This is a genomic window from Emticicia aquatilis (assembly GCF_014644295.1).
GTDB classification, from domain to species: domain Bacteria; phylum Bacteroidota; class Bacteroidia; order Cytophagales; family Spirosomataceae; genus Emticicia; species Emticicia aquatilis.
In genome coordinates this window covers 309,619-329,740 of the sequence record NZ_BMKK01000003.1, presented here as the reverse complement: position 1 = coordinate 329,740, position 20,122 = coordinate 309,619, and the positions used below count along the sequence as shown (strand labels likewise).

The 20,122-nt window shown below is 39.3% G+C and carries 16 protein-coding genes; 7 read left to right on the top strand and 9 right to left on the bottom strand.

The genetic code is table 11. The features are described 5' to 3' along the window. Positions 1 to 65 precede the first annotated feature (65 nt). From IEX65_RS08795 to IEX65_RS08785, 3 genes are all read right to left on the bottom strand, one after another. On the bottom strand, positions 66 to 3,014 hold the full coding sequence (locus IEX65_RS08795) for a serine hydrolase domain-containing protein (protein WP_188765675.1): 2,949 nt from the start codon (positions 3,012 to 3,014) through the stop codon (positions 66 to 68). Between the two features lie 100 nt (positions 3,015 to 3,114). Continuing rightward, entirely contained in the window at positions 3,115 to 4,176 is a 1,062-nt protein-coding gene (locus tag IEX65_RS08790) for a ferredoxin--NADP reductase (RefSeq protein WP_188765674.1), read from the bottom strand. Positions 4,177 to 4,206: 30 nt separating this feature from the next. Further along, entirely contained in the window at positions 4,207 to 6,678 is a 2,472-nt protein-coding gene (locus IEX65_RS08785; protein ID WP_188765673.1) for a T9SS type A sorting domain-containing protein, read from the bottom strand. A 389-nt stretch (positions 6,679 to 7,067) separates the two neighbouring features. Here IEX65_RS08785 and rplM point away from each other — a divergent pair, with 389 nt between their 5' ends. The 4 genes from rplM to tsf all read left to right on the top strand — a co-directional run bounded on the left by rplM (position 7,068) and on the right by tsf (position 9,978). Further along, on the top strand, positions 7,068 to 7,511 hold the full coding sequence (gene rplM / locus IEX65_RS08780) for a 50S ribosomal protein L13 (RefSeq protein ID WP_188765672.1): 444 nt from the start codon (positions 7,068 to 7,070) through the stop codon (positions 7,509 to 7,511). A gap of 135 nt (positions 7,512 to 7,646) precedes the next feature. Further along, positions 7,647 to 8,033, top strand: coding sequence for a 30S ribosomal protein S9 (gene rpsI / locus IEX65_RS08775; RefSeq protein WP_015028230.1), 387 nt, complete (start codon positions 7,647 to 7,649; stop codon positions 8,031 to 8,033). 201 nt (positions 8,034 to 8,234) lie between these two features. Then, positions 8,235 to 9,047: a 30S ribosomal protein S2 gene (gene rpsB, locus IEX65_RS08770; RefSeq protein WP_188765671.1), complete on the top strand. Its 813-nt coding sequence runs from the start codon at positions 8,235 to 8,237 to the stop codon at positions 9,045 to 9,047. A gap of 106 nt (positions 9,048 to 9,153) precedes the next feature. Then, entirely contained in the window at positions 9,154 to 9,978 is an 825-nt protein-coding gene (gene tsf / locus IEX65_RS08765) for a translation elongation factor Ts (RefSeq protein ID WP_188765670.1), read from the top strand. A gap of 86 nt (positions 9,979 to 10,064) precedes the next feature. Here tsf and IEX65_RS28115 read toward each other — a convergent pair whose 3' ends face one another. From IEX65_RS28115 to IEX65_RS08755, 3 genes are read right to left on the bottom strand one after another with little or no spacing between them, the layout of a single operon-like run. After that, on the bottom strand, positions 10,065 to 10,193 hold the full coding sequence (locus IEX65_RS28115; RefSeq protein WP_255364420.1) for a hypothetical protein: 129 nt from the start codon (positions 10,191 to 10,193) through the stop codon (positions 10,065 to 10,067). Positions 10,194 to 10,195: 2 nt separating this feature from the next. Then, complete coding sequence (locus tag IEX65_RS08760) at positions 10,196 to 10,780, bottom strand: ATPase (RefSeq protein ID WP_188765669.1); 585 nt, start codon at positions 10,778 to 10,780, stop codon at positions 10,196 to 10,198. 52 nt (positions 10,781 to 10,832) lie between these two features. Further along, a complete protein-coding gene (locus IEX65_RS08755) occupies positions 10,833 to 11,531 on the bottom strand; it encodes a porin family protein (RefSeq protein ID WP_188765668.1) in 699 nt (232 codons plus the stop codon). Between the two features lie 173 nt (positions 11,532 to 11,704). Here IEX65_RS08755 and IEX65_RS08750 point away from each other — a divergent pair, with 173 nt between their 5' ends. Both IEX65_RS08750 and IEX65_RS08745 read left to right on the top strand, forming a co-directional pair. Next, positions 11,705 to 13,060 carry a methyltransferase RsmF C-terminal domain-like protein gene (locus tag IEX65_RS08750; protein ID WP_188765667.1) on the top strand — a complete coding sequence of 452 codons (1,356 nt, stop codon included), beginning with the start codon at positions 11,705 to 11,707 and terminating at the stop codon, positions 13,058 to 13,060. Between the two features lie 142 nt (positions 13,061 to 13,202). Beyond that, positions 13,203 to 14,360 carry an iron-containing alcohol dehydrogenase gene (locus tag IEX65_RS08745; protein WP_188765666.1) on the top strand — a complete coding sequence of 386 codons (1,158 nt, stop codon included), beginning with the start codon at positions 13,203 to 13,205 and terminating at the stop codon, positions 14,358 to 14,360. A gap of 109 nt (positions 14,361 to 14,469) precedes the next feature. Here the strand turns inward: IEX65_RS08745 and IEX65_RS08740 are convergent, their stop codons facing one another. The 3 genes from IEX65_RS08740 to IEX65_RS08730 all read right to left on the bottom strand — a co-directional run bounded on the left by IEX65_RS08740 (position 14,470) and on the right by IEX65_RS08730 (position 17,869). Beyond that, positions 14,470 to 15,822 carry a thioredoxin fold domain-containing protein gene (locus IEX65_RS08740; RefSeq protein ID WP_188765665.1) on the bottom strand — a complete coding sequence of 451 codons (1,353 nt, stop codon included), beginning with the start codon at positions 15,820 to 15,822 and terminating at the stop codon, positions 14,470 to 14,472. Positions 15,823 to 15,964: 142 nt separating this feature from the next. Further along, positions 15,965 to 16,996 (bottom strand): DUF6807 domain-containing protein, encoded by a 1,032-nt coding sequence (locus IEX65_RS08735; protein ID WP_188765664.1) that lies wholly within the window; start codon positions 16,994 to 16,996, stop codon positions 15,965 to 15,967. A 141-nt stretch (positions 16,997 to 17,137) separates the two neighbouring features. Next, positions 17,138 to 17,869 (bottom strand): DUF2490 domain-containing protein, encoded by a 732-nt coding sequence (locus IEX65_RS08730; protein WP_188765663.1) that lies wholly within the window; start codon positions 17,867 to 17,869, stop codon positions 17,138 to 17,140. Positions 17,870 to 18,218: 349 nt separating this feature from the next. Between IEX65_RS08730 and typA the strand changes: the two genes are divergently transcribed. Then, a complete protein-coding gene (typA, locus tag IEX65_RS08725) occupies positions 18,219 to 20,039 on the top strand; it encodes a translational GTPase TypA (protein ID WP_188765662.1) in 1,821 nt (606 codons plus the stop codon). Positions 20,040 to 20,122: the final 83 nt, after the last annotated feature.

Sequence of the window (20,122 nt, the reverse complement as noted above, 5' to 3'; positions counted from 1 at the left end):
TTATCTGAAAGCAAATTAGTATAAAGTTCTATGAAACACAAATCGTCGGGTATGTAATATCAAAACTATTGAATAATGGCAGCGTTGATAACTTCGTGGATACGTTTACGAATCTTCAAAGTATTGATTTTATTATTGGCCGAACTTTGATACACTCGGTTTGATAGAAAAATAAAAATTAAATCTCGCTCGGGGTCAACCCATACGGCCGTGCCAGTAAAGCCAGTATGGCCAAAAGTTTTGGGCGAAGCATCAATCGCAATGACAGGTTTATCGTCTCCTGATTCGGGCTTGTCCCAGCCGAGCCCTCGGTGGCTGCGTTGTGTATAATTTCGGGCAAAATGTGGAACGGTTGTAGGAAACAAAATTTGCCGACCACCATAATAGCCTTTCTGCAAATTCATCTGATAAAGTTTCACCAAATCGCTCACATTGCTGAAAAGTCCCGCATGGCCAGCCACTCCACCAAGCAAAGCGGCGTTTGGGTCGTGTACAGTTCCTTGAATTTGTGAGGCTCGAAAAATCGCATCGTTTTCGGTTGGAGCAATGTTGTTTTTGGCAAATTTTGTATTCGGATTATAAAGCGTTGAAGTCATTCCGAGGGGTTCGTAAATATTCTGCTCTACAAACTCATCAAGCGGCTGATTCGTGATTCTTTCGACCATTTTCTGCAATATAATCAAACCTAAATCGCTGTAAGTAAACCGATATCCGCCCAATCTATCATAGACATTGATAAGTTTTGACTGCTGTACCCAACGCCAAACTGAATCTCGAATGGCGGGTGTAATATACAGATTATCAGCTACTTGCAGATTGACACTATCTTTTGTGAAACGGTAATAATCACTTTTAAAAGTTCCGCCCGACTTAGTTTTCTCCCAAAACGGAATGAAAGCCACCAAACCAGCTTGGTGCATCAAAATATCTGAAACCAACATATTTTCTTTGTTAGTTCCACGCATTTCGGGTAGATAGGTTGAGGCTTTTTCATTCAAATCAATTGCTCCTCTTTCGTTTAAAAGCATAACCGCTTGTAGCGTTGCCGATACTTTAGTCATTGAAGCAATATCATAAAGCGTCTGGTCGTTTACTGGCTCATAAACGTCGTAGCGAAGTGTACCAAAGTTTCGGTTATAAACTACTTTTCCATTACGAGCCACCAACACCTGACATCCAGGAAAAGCCCGATTACTGATGCCTTGCTGCACAATCTGCTCTATTTCGTTGAGTTTTTTTTCGTTCATACCTACGCTCTCGGGCGTTCCGAAAGATACTCTTCCGATGCGTTCGGTTTGCACGCCATTTCCTACTTTTTGTTCGTAAGTAACTGTCACTGGTAATTTTCCTTTGGCTGGTAATGCTCCGAATAAAATCTGCGGCACAACCCGCTGCGATGCAATTTCATCTTCGTAACCACAAACTAAAGTAGGTACACCATCATATAATTTCATGCCGTACGGATTCCCGAAACCAACTACAACAACCTTAGTTTTTTGTCGAAGTTGATTAATAAACGAAATAGTTGCGGGCGAAACTCCGTAGTTTCTATCGCCTCGGCTGTTCATGTCATGCACACTCACGACTACTGTTTTATATTTGGATGCTTCTTCCAAAACCCAAGTAATGTCTTTGTCAGCCGCAGGTTTAAAAGGCACAGCAAAATGCCTAAAATTGGCATATTGACTGAGCATTTTCTGAAACTCATTGCCCGCCTCAGCACTGATAGCCACTGATGCAAAACTCGTGGTATCAATATTCACAAAAGGCAATAAATTATCTTGATTTTTGATAATTGTAACTGCCTGCTCAAACAATTCAGCTTTTAAGTCAGTGGCTTTTTTGCTGTTTAAATCACTACCTAAACCAGCCATTTCGATTGGTTTATAGGTATTCAAACCCGCCCAAAACTTCGCCCTTAAGATTTTCTTTACACGAGCCTCCAATTCTGCTATCGGAATTTGTCCACTTTCTACCGCCGCTTTAATTCGATTAAATGCCGCAGGAAGATTGCCCGATTGCAGTAAAATATCATTTCCTGCCAAGAAAGCCAACAATTCGGGTTCGCCAGCTTGTAAACCTGCCGTAATTCCTCGCATATTGAGGGCATCGGTAATAGCAATTCCCTCAAAACCCATTTTCTCTTTGATGGTTTCGGTCACAATTTTGCGAGAAATCGAAGTCGGAGTATTGGTGCGAGGCTCAAGAGCTGGTACAAACAAATGCCCAGTCATGACCATAGCCACACTATCGGCAATTAGCTTGCGGAAAGGATAAAGTTCAACTTCATTCAATCTATCAATCGAATGGCTAACCCATGGAAGGGTACGGTGAGAATCTTGGTCGGTATCTCCATGCCCAGGAAAATGCTTGGCACTTCCCATGACATTGTATTTTTTCATTCCTTTGATGTACATCGCACCTTTTTCGGCAACATTATACTGCGACTCACCAAACGAACGATAATTGATAATCGGATTTTTGGGATTGGTATTGACATCAACCGAAGGAGCAAAATTTACATGAATACCCAGTCGTTTACATTGACGGCCAACTTCTTCACCAAATTTTTCAACATAACTATTATCTTGAATTGCCCCGAGCGTTATCTGCTTCGGAAATTCCAGTACACTATCGAGCCGCATACCCACTCCCCACTCGGCATCCATACCAATCATGAGCGGAATACGGGAAATTTGTTGGTAACGATTTGTCAGACGTGCTTGGCGATATGGCCCGCCCTGAAAGAAAATCAGACCACCGAGATGATAAGTTGCAATATTATTTTCTACTTGTTGGTAGTAAGTTTCGGTACGATTCGAGAAAGTAGCAATCATAAATAACTGCCCGACTTTCTCTTCCAGAGTCATTGTTGAGAGTAAACTATCAGCCCAACGTTCTTGACGAGCGAGATAATCGGGCGGAGTTTTCTGCGGTAAAATAAACGAAGTCAGTAAACCAAAAAAGCTACAAATAATAGCCAGCAAAAGTATTTTTCTGTTTTTAAAAAGCACGGAAGTAATTTTAAGTTTTGGGGGTATAACGAACAAAAAAGCCACAGATTATTACAAAAGTAAATAATCTATGGCTTAAAATGAAAACTTTATCTCTTTCTTAATCAATCTCAATCACAACACCTTTCGAGATTGGATGAGCTACGCAAGTCAGAATCAAGCCTCTTTTGAGTTCTTTTTCGGTTAGACCATCTTCTTCATCGAGTTTTACTTTTCCTTCCGTACAAGTTCCCATACAGGCCGTACACATACCCGCTTGACACGAGTACGGTAAATCTATATCTAAGTCCAGAGCCGCTTCCAAAATTGTTTGGTGAGGTTTTACTTCAAATTCATATTCATCGCCATTGTATTTCACTTTTACGGTCTGAGTTTGTAGCGATTCGTCGGTTTCTTCAGCTTCTCCCTCAACCATTACCGTGTGGAAGTTTTCCTTATGAATACGGTCTTTCGATACATTGTAAATACCTAAACCAGCAATTACGTCTTCCATCATACCGACAGGCCCGCAGAGATAAAAATTATCTTTTACGAAATCAGTATCCGCCTCTTTCATGATTCTGATAGCTGCTCCTTGATTGATTCGACCACATTTTCCCACCCAAACACTTGATGGACGACTCAACAAATGATGCACAACCAAGCGTGAACCATACTGAGCTTCGAGTTCTTCGAGTTTACTTTTAAAGATAATAGTTTCTTCGCTACGGTTTCCGTAAATGATAGTAACACGAGAGTTTGGTTCCATTTTCAGCACCGATTTTGTGATTGACATCATCGGTGTAATACCACTTCCTGCTGCAAAAAGCACTAAATGACGAGTTTTATCGGCATCTGGCTCTACGAAGAAGTTACCCAATGGCTCAAGCACTTCTAAGAAATCGCCTACTTTTACGTTATCGTTTAGGTAATTAGAAACCAAACCACCCTCTACTCGTTTTACGGTAACACCAATGGCGGTATCGCTGTGTGGTGAAGTGGACATCGAATAACTACGACGTACTTTCTTGCCACCTTCGCCCGCTGGCACAATAATCGTAATAAATTGCCCTGCTTTATATTTGATTTGCTCGCTTAATGGATGCCAAAAATAAATGGTTACGCTGTCAGCCGTTTCTTGTACGACTTCTTTTACTTGTAGGAAATATGTTTTTAACGACATTTTTATTGGTTTATTTAGACCTGTGGTCTATTACTGACTAATTACTATCTTCTTAACTACTTCTTGCTGCGAAGTGTTTATTTTGAGCAAATACTGGCCGCTCGTTAGGTTTTTAATATCAAATTTCTCCTGTTGATTGCCACCTACCGATTTGAGTTTTCGTTGTTCTACTACTCGACCTCGGTTGTCCAAAATCGTTATACTGATTTGTTTATTGGGTTCAGAATCAAAAGAAACGCTCAACTGCTCGCTAACTGGGTTTGGGTAAACATTTACTACAGCATTATTAGGAGCTTCATTGGCCAAAATTGGACTAACTTTTACTTCAGTTTGGGCATTTCCTTGACAATTATTTGCATCGGTTACTTTTACAGTATATGTACCCGAAGCACTCACCGAAATATTCAAAATACTTGGATTCTGAACCGTCGAAGCAAAACTGTTTGGTCCAGTCCATTCGTATTTTAACGGAGCAGTTCCAGTACTTGAAGCACTACTCAGTCTCAATAATTCACCTTCAAAATATGGGCCTGTATTGCTGGCTGTAACTGCCAGTTTTACTGCTTGAATCAGAATCGAATTTGAAGCGGCACTTTCTTTACACCCCGAAATCGTACAGGTTGCGGTATAAGTAGTATTATCAACGGGTGAAACTGCAATAGAAGTAGTAGTTAAGCCATTCGACCATTTCAAAAGGCCATCTTTGCAACTGCTCGTAGTGAGCGTTACTTTTTCGTTCCCTCCCGCACAGATTGATAATTTATCAGATGTGATTGTCGGCACACCAGTATCCCCTACTGTTATTTCAACGGTATTTGTACTTTCAATTACTGGCGAAGTCGAAACTACTTTTATTTTATACGTTCCTTTCTCTAAATCTTGTGTAGTTTTTACATTCACAGTTCTTCGGGTATCGTTTCCTAATTCAATCGCTTTATCGAAACTTCCTGTTTTATCAGAAAGTAAAATCCTAAATCTATTATCGAGATTAAAGCTACCATCGGCGGTTGTAAACGAAATTGAAAAACTTTGTCCCGCACAAAAACTATTGGGACTCGGTAAAGCAACCGTAATACTCGGCGGCACATCTAAGCCAATTTTACCATTTTCTGTAAAATAATTCGTGTATAAATCTACCGAACCACCACGACCATCTTCCAGTTCTTTATTGCAGCCATAAAGCACAATTACACCACCAGTTTTTGGGTGAAGCATCAAACGATAATCGCTGTAGAAAGTATAGTCATTTATCGCAACGCCATCTTCGCCAAATTTTGGATTTCCGTTAGCATCAAAATGCTGAATCGTTAAGTCGTAGCCAATGTTTTTGGGAAATAACCATAATGTATAAACACCATCTTTACCATCCGAGATAAGCTTATTGGGTAAAAAGTAAGATTTATCGGAACGTGGCGTGAAGACGTCTTTTTTCCAAATAATACTGCCACTGGCATTGATTTTTGCCATCTGAAAAGGCCTTGATTTATCGCCCGTTTCAATCCAAGTCGCAATTCCGCCGCCATCACTTGTTGGGATAATTTGCACATCAAAAGTTGAGTTTGAACCTAAATTCACACCGCTACTTCCCCAAATATTCTTTCCATCTTTACTGATTTTATGTACCAAAACAATTTTCTTCGAGTCAGCATCGCTCGAAAGCGTCCTTCCGATTATTGCATTTCCATCATTATCAACCTTAAATAAATCAATGCGAGTTTTGCCAAAAAAAGGATTTGGCAAGGCTGCTGTCACCGGAAGAAGTGCTTTATTGGCGGCATCAAAAGTCTGGAATGAATAATCAGTGCTTGGGTCTCTTATGAGGGCAATAAATTTGCTATTTTTTTCATCGTACAAAACCTTCGTTTCTAAACCTTTGGCACTCAATAGTTTAGCTTCGTCTTCGACTACTTTTCCTGCATAATTTATTTTTTTTGTGTAAACCACATTATCATTAGTAGCACGATTAAAATTATTGAAAGTAATCAACAATTTATCATTTTTTAGGTCATTCAATTCCAAAACACCATCATTGGCATCATCGCTTGTGAGTTCTTGGTCCGTAACCTTTACACCATCGGCCGTCCATTGAGCTTTTCCATCACTCGAAACATACTGAGCGTACAAATTTCTGCGGTCAGTTTTATTTACATCAATACATCTGTGCCACAAAATATACGCTCCGCCTTTACTATCAGGCTTAATTAATTTGGGCGTATAGATAAATGTACTCTTATCTAAGATTCGGCCTATACGTAAGCCGTCTTTTGTCCACTGCGGCGTACCTTTGGCATCGAGCTTTTGGGCGTACAAATCAATCAAATTACTTCTATAATCAGCCCAAACATAAAAGCTATTTCCGTCATCATCAATCGAATAAAGTACAGCATACTGAAAGTCAGGTGCGGCACTCACCATCGAAGGCGTAGCATCATTGGGTTTCCATTGTGCAGAACTTATTTGTACCGAAAATGTAATCAGCAAAATTGTAAGAAAATATCTCATGATTTTTGGGTGGGTCTAACAGTCGATGCTTTTTTGAAGCTTTTATCGGACATCAATATGCACAAAATTACGTTCTTATCTTCATATCAACTAATTACACATAAAATAATTCGTAAGTTATTGGTTTTATTAAAAGAAATTTATAATTTTGCAGCCCCAAAATACCACCCTCGTAGCGTAGCCCGTTTGTTCGAGGGAAAATTCAAGTTAGGGAGAAACGCTAATTCCGAAGCGAATCATGTGTTGTTTCAGCACCCCATAACTTTGTGGAAAAAGTCATCGAAAGGTAGTCGTAGCAGTTGGGAGTGAAAGCTAAAAATAGATGACAAATGCTTTTTTCAAACCGCTTAGGAAACTAAGTGTATCGAACATTTAAAATAAACAAAACAGTGAAGCATTTAAGTTACAAAACGATTTCAGCTAACAGCGAAACCGTTAATAAAGAATGGGTAGTTATTGATGCTACCGACAAAGTATTGGGCCGCTTGTGTAGCCAAATTGCGAATATCATTCGTGGTAAAAACAAAACAAACTACACTCCTCACGTTGACTGTGGCGATAACGTAATTGTTATCAATGCAGAAAAAATACGTTTGACGGGAAAGAAAATGACTGATAAAGTTTATATCCGTCACACAGGGCACCCAGGTGGACAACGTTTTGCTACTCCTCGTGAGTTAATGGCAAAAGATGGTCGCCGTGTGGTTGAAATGGCCGTGAAAGGTATGTTGCCGAAAGGTCGTTTGGGTCGTCGTTTATATACAAATTTATATGTATATACTGGAGCAGAACACCCACACGCAGCTCAAACACCAAAAACAATTGAGCTATAATTTGGTGATTTGTTATTAGTTACTGGTTATTAATTGTGAGTAGGTAATTTATTTAACCAATTTCCAAATAACCAATTTTCTAATAACCAAAATAATTTATCTAATTTCAGAATATTTTCAAATTTCTATATACAAATGCAAGTTATCAACGCAGTAGGTAGAAGAAAAACAGCCGTAGCCCGTATCTACATGAAAGCGGGAAATGGTGAAGTTTCTATAAATGGAAAAGGTTTGAAGGAGTATTTTCCTTCAGAGATTCTCCAAATCATCTTAAACCAACCGTTTAATACAACAAGTACGGCTGGTCAGTACGATTTAAAAGTAAACGTAAGTGGTGGTGGTATTGCTGGACAAGCTGAAGCTGTTCGTATGGCAATCTCTCGTGCTTTGTGTGAAGCAAATGCAGAGAACCGTCCAGCGTTGAAAAAAGAAGGTTTCTTAACTCGTGATGCACGTATGGTTGAACGTAAAAAACCAGGTCGTCGTAAAGCACGTAAGAGATTCCAATTCTCTAAACGTTAATAGTTTTGAGTTTAGAGTTCTGAATTCTGAGTTTTTTTACTTAATTTTTGCAAAAAATCTAAGTTTCAAAACTTTCTGCAACTCAGAACTCATAACTCAGCATTCAGAACTTATTTATAAAGTCCAGACAGCACTTAATCGTGTCCGGTGTGCTGTGCTGCGTAGTTTAATTTATTATTTACATCTTACTAATTTAGTCAAATGGCACAATTAGAGTACAAAGAATTATTGGATGCAGGTGTACACTTCGGTCACCTTACCCGCAAATGGGACCCAAAAATGGCTCCGTATATCTTCATGGAGAAAAACGGAATCCATATCATCGACCTTAACAAAACTCTTGCTTGTTTAGAAGACGCTCAAGAAGTTGTTAAAGGAATCGTTCGTTCTGGACGCAAAATCATGTTCGTAGCTACGAAGAAACAAGCTCAAGAAATCGTTGCTGAAGAAGCACGTCGCTTGAAAATGCCTTACGTAACTGAGCGTTGGTTAGGTGGTATGCTCACAAACTTTGCAACTATCAAAAAATCTTTGAAAAAATTGCAAAACGTAGAGCGTATGTTGAAAGACGAAGCAACTGCTAAAAACATCGCAAAACGTGAGCGTTTGATGTTAGACCGTGAGCGTATCAAATTAGAGCGTTTGTTGGGTGGTGTTGCTGACCTTTCAAGACTCCCTGCTGCTTTGTTTGTTGTTGACGTAAAACGTGAACACCTTGCAGTATCAGAAGCTCACCGTCTTGGTATTCCAGTAATTGCCATTTGTGATACAAACTCAAACCCTGAGGCAGTTGAGTACCCAATCCCAGGAAACGATGATGCTTACAAATCAGTAGCCTTGATTACTTTGGCTATAGGTAAGGCTATCGAGGAAGGTATCATGGAGCGTAAACTTGACAAAGACAACGCTGCTTTGCAAGATGAAGAAGATGCAAAACGTGCAGTTGATGAAGCGAAAGCTATCATTTCAGCTCCAGAAGAAGCTGCTGCCCCTGCAGAAGAAACAGAAGCTTAATATAAGGCTAATGATATAATTCAGATAGAATAGCCCGAAGCGAAAGTTTTGGGCTGTTCTGTTTCAAAAAGACAACGTATTAATACAAACTTAATAAAAACATAAAATGAATATCACAGCAGCAGATGTAAACAAACTCCGTCAGATGACAGGAGCGGGTATGATGGACTGTAAAAAAGCTTTGACAGAAGCAGAAGGTGACTTCGACAAAGCAGTTGAAATACTCCGTAAAGCTGGACAAAAAGTTGCAGCAAAACGTGCTGACAACGAAACAAACGAAGGATTAGTATTGATTAGCGATAACGGTAAAAATGCTACAATCTTAGCATTGGCTTGCGAAACTGAGCCAGTTTCTAAAGTTGATTCATTCCGTGAGTTAGCAGCTGATGTTTTGAAAACAGGTGTTGAAAACAACGCAAAAGATAAAGAAACTTTATTAGCTACTAAAATGTCTGATGGCCGCACAGTTGAAGAGGCTATCATCGAATTAGTAGGTAAAATCGGTGAGAAAATCGTTGTAACTGATTACCAATTCGTAGAAGCTGAGCAAGTTGTATCATACACTCACTCAACTGGTAAATTAGGTGTATTAGTTGCTTTTGATAATACTCAAGGAACTGACGTAACTGAGGTTGGTAAAGACGTAGCGATGCAAATCGCAGCGATGAAGCCAGTAGGTCTTGATAAAGACGATGTTGACCCAGCTATCGTTCAAAAAGAAATCGAAATCGGTATGGAAGTTGCTCGTCAAGAAGGCAAACCAGAAGCGATGTTAGAGAAAATTGCTATGGGTAAATTAGGTAAATTCTACAAAGAATCTACTTTATTGAACCAAGAGTTCGTAAAAGACAACTCATTGACAATCGCTCAATTATTAGAGAAAACTTTGAAAGGCTTAAAAATCACAGCTTTCAAAAGAGTTCAAATCTAATAGTCCAAGGACGATTAATTCTAAGGAAGTCTTCGGACTGGGTGTCCCCCTTTACCGAAGGCTTCCTTTTTTGTTTAGAAGCCTCCTTATTTTTTATCTTTCAATGCTTCTTTGCGTTTCTTTTCTTGCTCCAGCTCAGCAGGAATGTGGGCGTAGGCTTTGAGAAGACCTTTGTGAATATTCTCAAGAAGAGGGTCACGTTTTAATATTTTCATATTTATGTTTTGCTAATATTATTCAAGATATTCCAAATTTCAGCATTTTCAACTATCACCATTTCTTGCGGAAACTGCTCTGCAATAAGTTGAGGATGCCCCAATGTATAATCTGAGTTGTCGTAAATTGACCATTTGTCAACAATCGGCAAGAAAAGATTCATCAAGTTTTTTATGCCGCTTTCATAACGTCTTCTGATTACCTCTTCAGGAATATTATGCCCTCCTTGACGAACCCTTCGAGCTACTCTTTCAATAGCATGCTCCGCATTTTCAATCCAAAAATATACCAAAACAACTTCATAAGCAAGATTTTGAGCTTTCTTGACTAATTCAACATAGCTCTTAGTAGCCAGTGTTGTTTCTATCACAAAGTCAATTCGTTTTCCTAAAGCTATATGTATTTCGTTTAGCATTTGCCTACCCGCTTGGATAGCCACACTCTCGGGAGAAATAGGGTTTAATTGAGCAGCAATGATGTCAGCATTCAAAAAAGTATCAATTCTGAAAACATCGGGTAAAAGTACTTTTGCCGCAGTTGTTTTACCAGCTCCATTACAACCAGCTATGATGTATAAATTAGGCATTGTAAGGTTTAATTTGGTCAAATTTACTAAAAATGCCTAATTCCACAAGCTTTTACGCTTTTGTTACTTTCGACCTTAGAGCAAATGATAGCCCTACCGAAAAACCTACGGTTTGATTTCTCACGGGTAATTGAACCAAGGGTAAGTTTAACACCCGAGAAAAACCATGTTGGTAGCGTCCTTCCATAAAAAACTTACCGTTTTTAAACGGAATTTCGTAACCCAAAGCCCCTACTCCACTAAATTCGGCATCTTTGAAAAGTCCAGTGCCGAGACCCGTACGAATCGGAAAAATATTTAGCACACGAATCACCGTTCTTGAATCAAACAAATACCCAACCGATGGCCCCAATAAAATATAAGCATGACCTTCGTTTGAGTCACCGAGCTTAAATTTTGCTAAAATTGGCATTTCTAAATGGTTGTTTTTCAGTGCGATTCTCCCACCTATCGGAATATCAATACCAAACAAATTCTCGCCTCCATTGATATTAAACGATTCGTTTATCACAAAACCTTTCTGTGTAAAAGCCAACTCGGGCTGAATCGAAATTCTATCCGAAATAGGCAACTCAACAAAAATCGCACCCGATGGAGCAGGTAAAAGTTTAAAATCGGGCGTAATATTTTCAATCAATTTGAATTTTGTCATAGTTGAGCCCGTAACGCCTCCACGCACACCAACAAAAATTTGGGCAAAAGTCAAGTTTGCCAGTAACACAAATACAAGTGTTTTGAACATAGTTCTCATTTTAGTAATCAGTTTTAATTAAATTTGCATAAAAAATGAGTATTGATTTGCAATAGGCAATTTGAATTTGGGAAGTTTATGTAGAAAATTCTTAATTCTACATTCTTGATTCTACATTATGTAGATGCCATTAAGACATCGAGCGTTGCACTTTTACTGTTAATGAAAAGTTAATGAATTTACCCGAAAACTTTATCGCCCAAATGCAGCACATTCTTGGTGCTGAGTATTCGGTCTTTGCCGAAAGTCTCGAACAAGAAACTCCAACGACAATTCGACTGAACCCTCGCAAAAAGGTAACAAACGAAGTTTTATTTGACCAAAATACCGAACCAGTAAAATGGAACGCCGATGGGCGATATTTACCACAGCGACCAGTATTTACGCTCGACCCTGCTTTTCATGCAGGAGCCTATTATGTGCAAGAGGCATCGTCAATGTTTGTAGCAGAGGCCATCAAACAAACACTTGATTTTGATAAGCCTCTCAGAGTGATGGACTTATGTGCCGCTCCTGGTGGAAAAACGACCCTTTTGGCATCGTTACTCAACGAAAAAAGTCTTTTGGTGGCCAATGAAGTCATCAAAAGCCGAGTTGCACCATTGAAAGAAAATCTTGAAAAGTGGGGTTTCCCGAACTACATTGTGAGCAATCACGACCCCGAAGATATGATTGATTTAGAGGGATTTTTTGATTTGGTTCTGACCGATGCTCCCTGCTCGGGCGAAGGACTTTTCAGAAAAGACCCAAAGGCTCGTAACGAATGGTCGGAGGATAGTGTACAGCTCTGCTCGGCCCGCCAAAAACGTATTCTTCAAGCAGCAGCGATGTTGGTTGCTCCGAATGGCTATTTGTGCTACTCGACCTGCACCTACAACGAAAAAGAGAACCAAGAAAATGCCAAATGGCTCACTCAAACCGCTGATTTTGAGGAGGTTAAACTCAATATTCCTGCCGATTGGAATATTACTGAGAAAAGTTTTGGCTATCAATTTTATCCTCACAAAACCAAAGGTGAAGGTTTTTATTTGGCTATTTTCCGCAAAACACAAGGCTCAAGAGCCGAAGTGAGAGGCAAAGTTAAGTTTAACCGTGTACCGCAAAAGAAAGTTGAGTTATTGAAAAAATGGCTCGCCAACCCCGAATATTTTGAGTTTTACGAAAAACCAGAAGGTGCAATCGTAGCGATTCCAACTAATTTGACCAACGAATATTCTGCGATTCTGAGGGTTTTACAGAAGCGTTCATCGGGCTTTGAGATTGGACAATTTAAAGGTGAAGATTTTATTCCGAGCCATGATTTAGCTTTGAGTACGGCCATTTCTGATGATTTACCACACGTAGATTTATCAAAAGAAGATGCTTTAAAATTTTTGAAAAAAGAACAAATTTCGGTCGAAAATGCACCAAATGGCTGGCTTTTGGCTCGTTATGAAGGCTTGAATCTCGGCTTTATGAAAGTCATTGGCAATAGAATGAATAATTATTTGCCGAAAGAATGGCGAATTCGGATGGATATTCCTGAGTAAAAGCCCCTCCCAACCCTCCCCGCCCTTCGACTACGCTCAGGGAACGGGGAGGGCTTTTTTCGAGCTTATTTAATCCTCATTTAGAAAACTTTATTCAAAATAGCTTTGTTTGAAATAGATAGAATCATCAAACAAAAAGCTAATGTTCAATAATTTCGTATATCAAAATCCAGTAAAAATACTTTTTGGTAAAGGTCAGATTGCTCAACTGAGCAAACAAATTCCTGCCGATGCAAAAATTTTACTTACTTATGGCGGTGGAAGTATTTTCCAAAATGGCGTCTATGAACAAGTAAAAACTGCCCTCGAAGGCCGAAATATCGTAGAATTTGGTGGAATCGAAGCCAATCCTACTTACGAAACGCTCATGCAAGCCGTTGAGTTGGGGCGTAAAGAAGGAATTACTTTCTTGCTGGCCGTTGGTGGTGGCTCGGTGCTTGACGGAACCAAATTTATTGCCGCCGCTATTCCGTTTGAAGGCGAAGATGCTTGGCAAATCGTAACGGGGAAAGAGAAATATAAAACGGCAATTCCGTTGGGTGCGGTGCTTACACTTCCTGCAACTGGTTCGGAAATGAATTATTACGCAGTAATTAGCAAAAAATCGACGCACGAAAAGAAAGGAATGGGCGGGCCATTAGTTTATCCTAAATTCTCGATTCTCGACCCCGAAACCACGTATTCGTTACCGCCACGCCAAATTGCCAATGGCATTGCCGATGCTTTCACGCACGTAATGGAACAGTATATGACCTATCCTGTTGATGCACAAATCCAAGACCGTTTTGCAGAATCCGTAATTCAAACACTCATCGAAGTTGCTCCAAAAACACTCGAAAATCCAACTGACTACGAAGCTCGTGCCAATTTTATGTGGGCGGCTACGGTAGCACTCAATGGCTGGATTGGCTTGGGCGTACCACAAGATTGGGCAACGCACCAGATCGGGCATGAGATTACGGCTTTCCACGGCGTTGACCACGCCCGAACGCTCGCAGTTGTATTGCCACATTTATTGCAGTATAAAAAAGCCGATAAACGTGCAAAACTGATTCAATATGCCAAAAGAGTGTGGAATCTGAGCGGAACCGATGACGAATTAGTAGCGGGAGCAATTCAGAAAACTGGCGAATTTTACGAATCATTGGGCTTACCAATCAAAGCCAGCGAGTACGGCGTTAATAAAGAGACAATCGAAAAGATAAAGCAACGTTTTGTTGAAAGAGGAATGAATTTCGGAGAAAAAGCCGATATTACACCAGAGGTTGTAGCCGAAATTTTAGAAATGAGTATTGCGTAATATCACATTGATAGAGAGACAAGGCAGTGCCTTGTCTCGTCGTTTTGAAAAAATATTTCTACAAAAAAACGTGGTATATTTCAAGAATCTGCCACGTTTTTACTTTCGATTATTTCTTCATTTTTTCGAGGGTTTCTTCAAATTTTGTAGTATCTGCTTTCCATAGTTTAGCCGTTTCTATTACATCAGTTTGCCATTTGATAGCCTCTTCTTTTTGTCCTAATTTAAAAAGTAGCTGAGCATAAGTATCCATCATGTATGGATTTTTCTTTCGAGATTTATCCATTGCCAGCTCTTCGTTTATCTCCAAAGCTCTTTTCGACCATTTCAGAGCCTTTGCCAGTTTTTCTAAGTCATTGCTGTAAGTCAAAAAATTGAAAGCAATATTGTTTAGTTCGTTGGCATAACGATTGTAAAATGACGCATAAGCAATTTCTACCCTACCTTCTTTTTTGACCTCCGCACGAGACCTCTCCAATGAGCGTGTTCGGGCAATTTCTTCTTTTTTCAATAAGCTATCGGGCGAATAACGCATTAAGGTGTATTCGGCAAAAGGCTCGGCTCTCTGCAAATAATTTGGGGTGTCTTTTATGGCATTAAAAAAATTGAGCATCGTTATCTGATTGAAAAAATTGGCCTTTTCCCAGTCACTATCGTATGTTCCTGCAACAAAACTCGACAAACGATTCGCTAAAACTACGTTTTTCTGTCTAACAGCAATTCTTGTTGTTTTATCGATAATTTGATTATTGATTTTTACTCGCTCCGAAAGCGGTAATGCTCTGAACAAGCTATCAACCGTTTTTTCAGGTAATAAAACATACATTATTTTTCGTGCTTTACTATCAAGGGCGGGAGCAGTACTCATCAAAAACTTCACATTATCAATCGTTGATAAATCACCAATTGTGTGTTGGTCAATGTATTCATCAACCAATTTATCTGCTTCTTGCTCAACTGATAATTTATATTCGATGTATTTTTTCAGAAAAGCTTTATCTCTATTTCCATTTTTATACTTCATCTCAAACTCTTTCGAAGCTGGATTTTTTGCGTTTGCAATGGCCTCATCTGCTACTTCTAAATATTTCATTTCCGCCGAAGTTGTCATGGCAAACTGATAAATCAATGCCCCTTCGGCATCGAAAAAGGTTGAAGGTGGAAGTCCTCTCAAACCAGTTTTCTCTAATAACTGTCCATAAATCTTTGATTTCGAATCAATTTCGACGGAAATAAAGTTTTGAGCATATTTTTCTCTCAATTTTGTACTGCTCAAACCCGTTCGGGCAACATCATTACACTGATTACAATTATCAGATTTTGTCTGAACAAAAATCAATTTATTGCGTGTTTTGGCGGCTGTAAGCAAAGCTTGTAAATCATCGAAATTTTCAAACTTAACTTGTGAAAAACCTATCTGAGAAGTTAGTAATAGTAATACAACGAAGAAACGGAATAGCATGGTGTGAATAAATTAGATGTGTTTGATTGGATTCTGTCGCAATTAAAGTAGTAAATTTCAAAAAGAAAAGACGTTACGCAAATAAAAAACGTGGCACATTCTTAAAATATGCCACGTTTTTCTTTCTCAAAAAGCTATGTTATCACTGCACTTTCGCAAAATCGGCAGTTAGTTTGTTCATTTCTGTATCCGAAACTTCGCCCGAAGTTACCACCAAACGGAAACGCATGGTAGTTGATTGCTTAGGAGCAAGTTTGAAATTGAGTTCCTCTTTGCCGTTAGAAAACACTTTTTGTCCGAATGGATTTGCCGAGAAAAGACCATAACCACGTGAGTGCCAGTAGGTTGGATACCCAACATTTTTCGGGTGGTCGATAATGGCAACTGAGATTTTTTCTTCACCGATTTTTCCACGAAGATTCACCCAATCAGAGCGTTTTGCCCAAGTATCTTCCCCTTCAATTCCTTGTTTGTTGCGATAACTCCCTGTGATTCCGGTATTATCCAATACTGGCACTTTGGTAGCCACGCCACTTGCATCAGTAAATACTTCGGCTTTGTTTGAAGGATGCTCTAACTGGCGAGCCAAACGAATAGCAAACGTACCATCTTTTACGTCTTTGAATGTTACTTCTTTATCAGCAGCCGTCAGGGTTGTGATTCTATCAGTAATTCGTTGTTTATCAGTACCTTGGAAAATATAGGTCGTTGTTTCTTTCAACATAATTTTTCCGTCTTTATCCAACCAATCGGCTGTAACTACCAACGAACCTTTATTTGCACCCGATTTTACTGATTTGATTCCCGTGTGAACGATTGTTCCGTAAACTCCCTTCGGATTGGGCGGCGTATTTGAGTTATTCCAAAAATCGTGTCCGTTTACATCTTCGTAGTTAAACCAAACGCCAACATGATGCGGGTGGTCGATACGCTCGCCTGGGCGTGGGTCCATTGGCCAGCCACGCGTGATAAGTGTACCTTCGGATGTACGAACTGGGTATAAAACCGCTTTTTTCAGCACATCTGGGCCTGGGTAGATATAAGAAGTGAAAGGTTTGCCATCGACCAAGACATCAACCTTTTTATTGGCATCGTCACGAACGAGTTTCACAGGTTTTGTTTGCCCAAACATAACGGCAGGAACGAGTGAAAAAAGCAAAAATATTTTTTTCATGGTTTTTTAAATTGGATAGAGTAAATTAATATAGCAAAGTAAGCACTCTTTTTCAATCTTAGCTACCGAAATATTTGCTTTTTCTTATATTTTTTTGACTTTAAATTAGTTCAACAAGGAAATTACAAACTAAAAATTGTGTTAATAACGAAACATCAACCCAACTACGAGTGCATTTTCGTTATCAATTTCGGCGGTAGTACGGCGGCGGCGGAAAATGTAACGATAGCCCAACTCCGACTCTAAATGTTTTGTAAAATTATGATTGAACGTAAATCCAATCTGATTTTGTTCATATTTTTTAGTTGAATTTGGAGGAGCTCCAAACAAAAATTCTTGCATAAAAACCAAACTATTGGCTTCGGAAAGAGGTTGACGAAGCTGCAAACGCTGGCGAAAACGTCCAGCCGTACGGTCAATGAAGCTTCGATACTCATATTGGGTTCGCCACTGAAAAGTAGCTTTATTGATTTTCTGAAAAAACTCTACGCCTGGTGTAAATCGCCATTCAACGGTTGGCGTACGTAAAAAATCTGCCTCTTTCCCTAAAATTTGGTAAGAGTGCCACCTCGAAATACCAAGGTTAAATAGCCATTTTGTAGTGCGGTACCCAACAATTATTCGTTGAGCATCAAGAAAAGGTTTGCTCAAAAAATTATATTTTGAATAACGAAAATCATTTTGACGACGGTAAGAGAAATCGGCCGACAAAGACCATTTATTAATCTGTTTACTGACCAATAATCTCGACCAAACGCTGGTATGATTGTAAGTTTGGGCATAACCCGAAGTAGAAAAAAATATCCCAAGGCAAAATCCGACGATTTGGTAAGTTTGCTTATGTATTTTGAAGGCTTGTTGTACGTTTTTCACTGAGTGTAATTATCTGATATACAGAGTTCTAAAAAAGGGTTTGCAAAATTACAAGAAAAAAATAAACACGAGATTAAAATACCACTAAATCTACCAAATTAGTGTGACTTAGGGTAAATTAAACCTGATTAAGGCCCATAGATATTGTTCAAATTATTGATTTTCGTAAAAATAATTGTACTATTCTTATTAACAATTTGATAATCAGGGGATTGTCTGAATTAGTTAAGGAATTATCATTTATATTCCGTAATTTTGCGGTTTATTTAAGAAAAAGTGTTCTTCGTCATTGTTTATCCGTCGTCCGTTGGGTAAATGCTGACGCCAACGAACTAAACAATTACATTTAATGAATAATATCAGAAACATCGCCATCATTGCCCACGTTGACCACGGTAAAACTACATTGGTTGATAAAATCATTCACGCTTCAAAAATTTTCAGAGAAAACCAAGAATTCGGTGATTTGATTCTTGATAACAATGACCTTGAGCGTGAGCGTGGTATCACTATCGTTTCTAAAAACGTTTCAGTGAGATACAATGGCGTAAAAATTAACATCATTGATACCCCGGGTCACTCTGACTTTGGTGGTGAAGTGGAGCGTGTATTGAAATTAGCCGATGGCGTAATTTTATTAGTTGATGCTTTTGAAGGACCAATGCCACAAACTCGTTTTGTATTGGGCAAAGCTCTTCAATTAGGTTTGAAACCAATCGTTGTTGTAAATAAAGTTGATAAAGAAAACTGCCGCCCAGACGAAGTTCACGAGCAAGTTTTCGATTTGATGTTTAACCTCGAAGCAACAGAAGACCAACTTGATTTCCCTTGTCTTTATGGTTCATCAAAACAAGGTTGGATGAGTACTGATTGGAAAACTCCAACAACCGACATCGTTCCGTTGTTAGATGCTATCATTGAGCATATTCCTGCTTCTCCAGTAGTTGACGGAACGGCTCAATTACAAATCACTTCACTCGATTATTCTTCTTTTGTAGGTCGTATCGCTATCGGTCGTGTAGCAAGAGGCGTTTTGAAAGAGGGTATGCAAGTGGCTCTTTGTAAAGCGGATGGCTCAATCAAGAGAAACAAAATCAAAGAATTACAAGTATTTGAAGGTCTTGGTAAAGTAAAAGTTGCAGAAGTAGCTTCGGGTGAAATTTGTGCGATTACAGGTATCGAAGATTTCGAAATCGGTGACACTATCGCTGATATGGAAAACCCAGAGGCTTTACCACGTATCTCAATCGACGAGCCTACGATGAACATGTTGTTTACGATTAACAACTCTCCTTTCTTCGGAAAAGAAGGTAAATTCGTAACATCACGCCACCTTCGTGACCGTTTGATGAAAGAAACTGAGAAAAACCTTGCTTTGAGAGTACAATCGGGCGATACTGAAGATAAATTCTTAGTATTCGGTCGTGGTATCCTCCACTTGTCGGTTCTTATCGAAACGATGCGTCGTGAAGGTTATGAGCTTCAAGTTGGTCAACCACAAGTATTATACAAAGAAGGTGAAAACGGCGAGCGTCTCGAGCCAATCGAAACATTGGTTGTTGACGTTCCAGAAGAAACTGCTGGTAAAGTAATCGAATTAGCTACGCAACGTAAAGGTGAATTGTTGATTATGGAGCCAAAAGGCGACTTACAACACCTTGAGTTCAATATTCCATCACGTGGTTTGATTGGTTTGCGTTCGAGCGTATTGACAGCTACTTTCGGAGAAGCTATCATGAACCACCGTTTCAAATCTTATGAGCCATTCAAAGGAGCAATTGCTGGCCGTGTAAACGGTTCATTGATTGCCAGCGGTAATGGCCCAGCTACTCCTTACTCGATTGATAAACTACAAGACAGAGGAGCGTTCTTCATCGACCCAGGTGAAGAGGTTTACATGGGTATGGTAATTGGTGAGCATAACCGTCAGAACGACATCGTTGTGAACGTACAAACTGCGAAACAATTAACCAACATGCGTGCATCTGGCTCAGATACAAACGTGAAGATTGCTCCAAAAATCAACTTCTCGTTGGAAGATGCAATGGAGTATATCCAAAAAGATGAATACTTAGAAATTACACCAAAATCGATTCGTATGCGTAAGATTTATCTTGACGAAAACGAGCGTAAACGTGCAGAAAGTAAAGGTACTTTCGCAATGGCGTAATTATCAATAGAGTCTGTACCGCAGGTCTGACTCATTTTCTAAAAGCCTTGATAGTCGAATGATTATCAAGGCTTTTTTTGTGT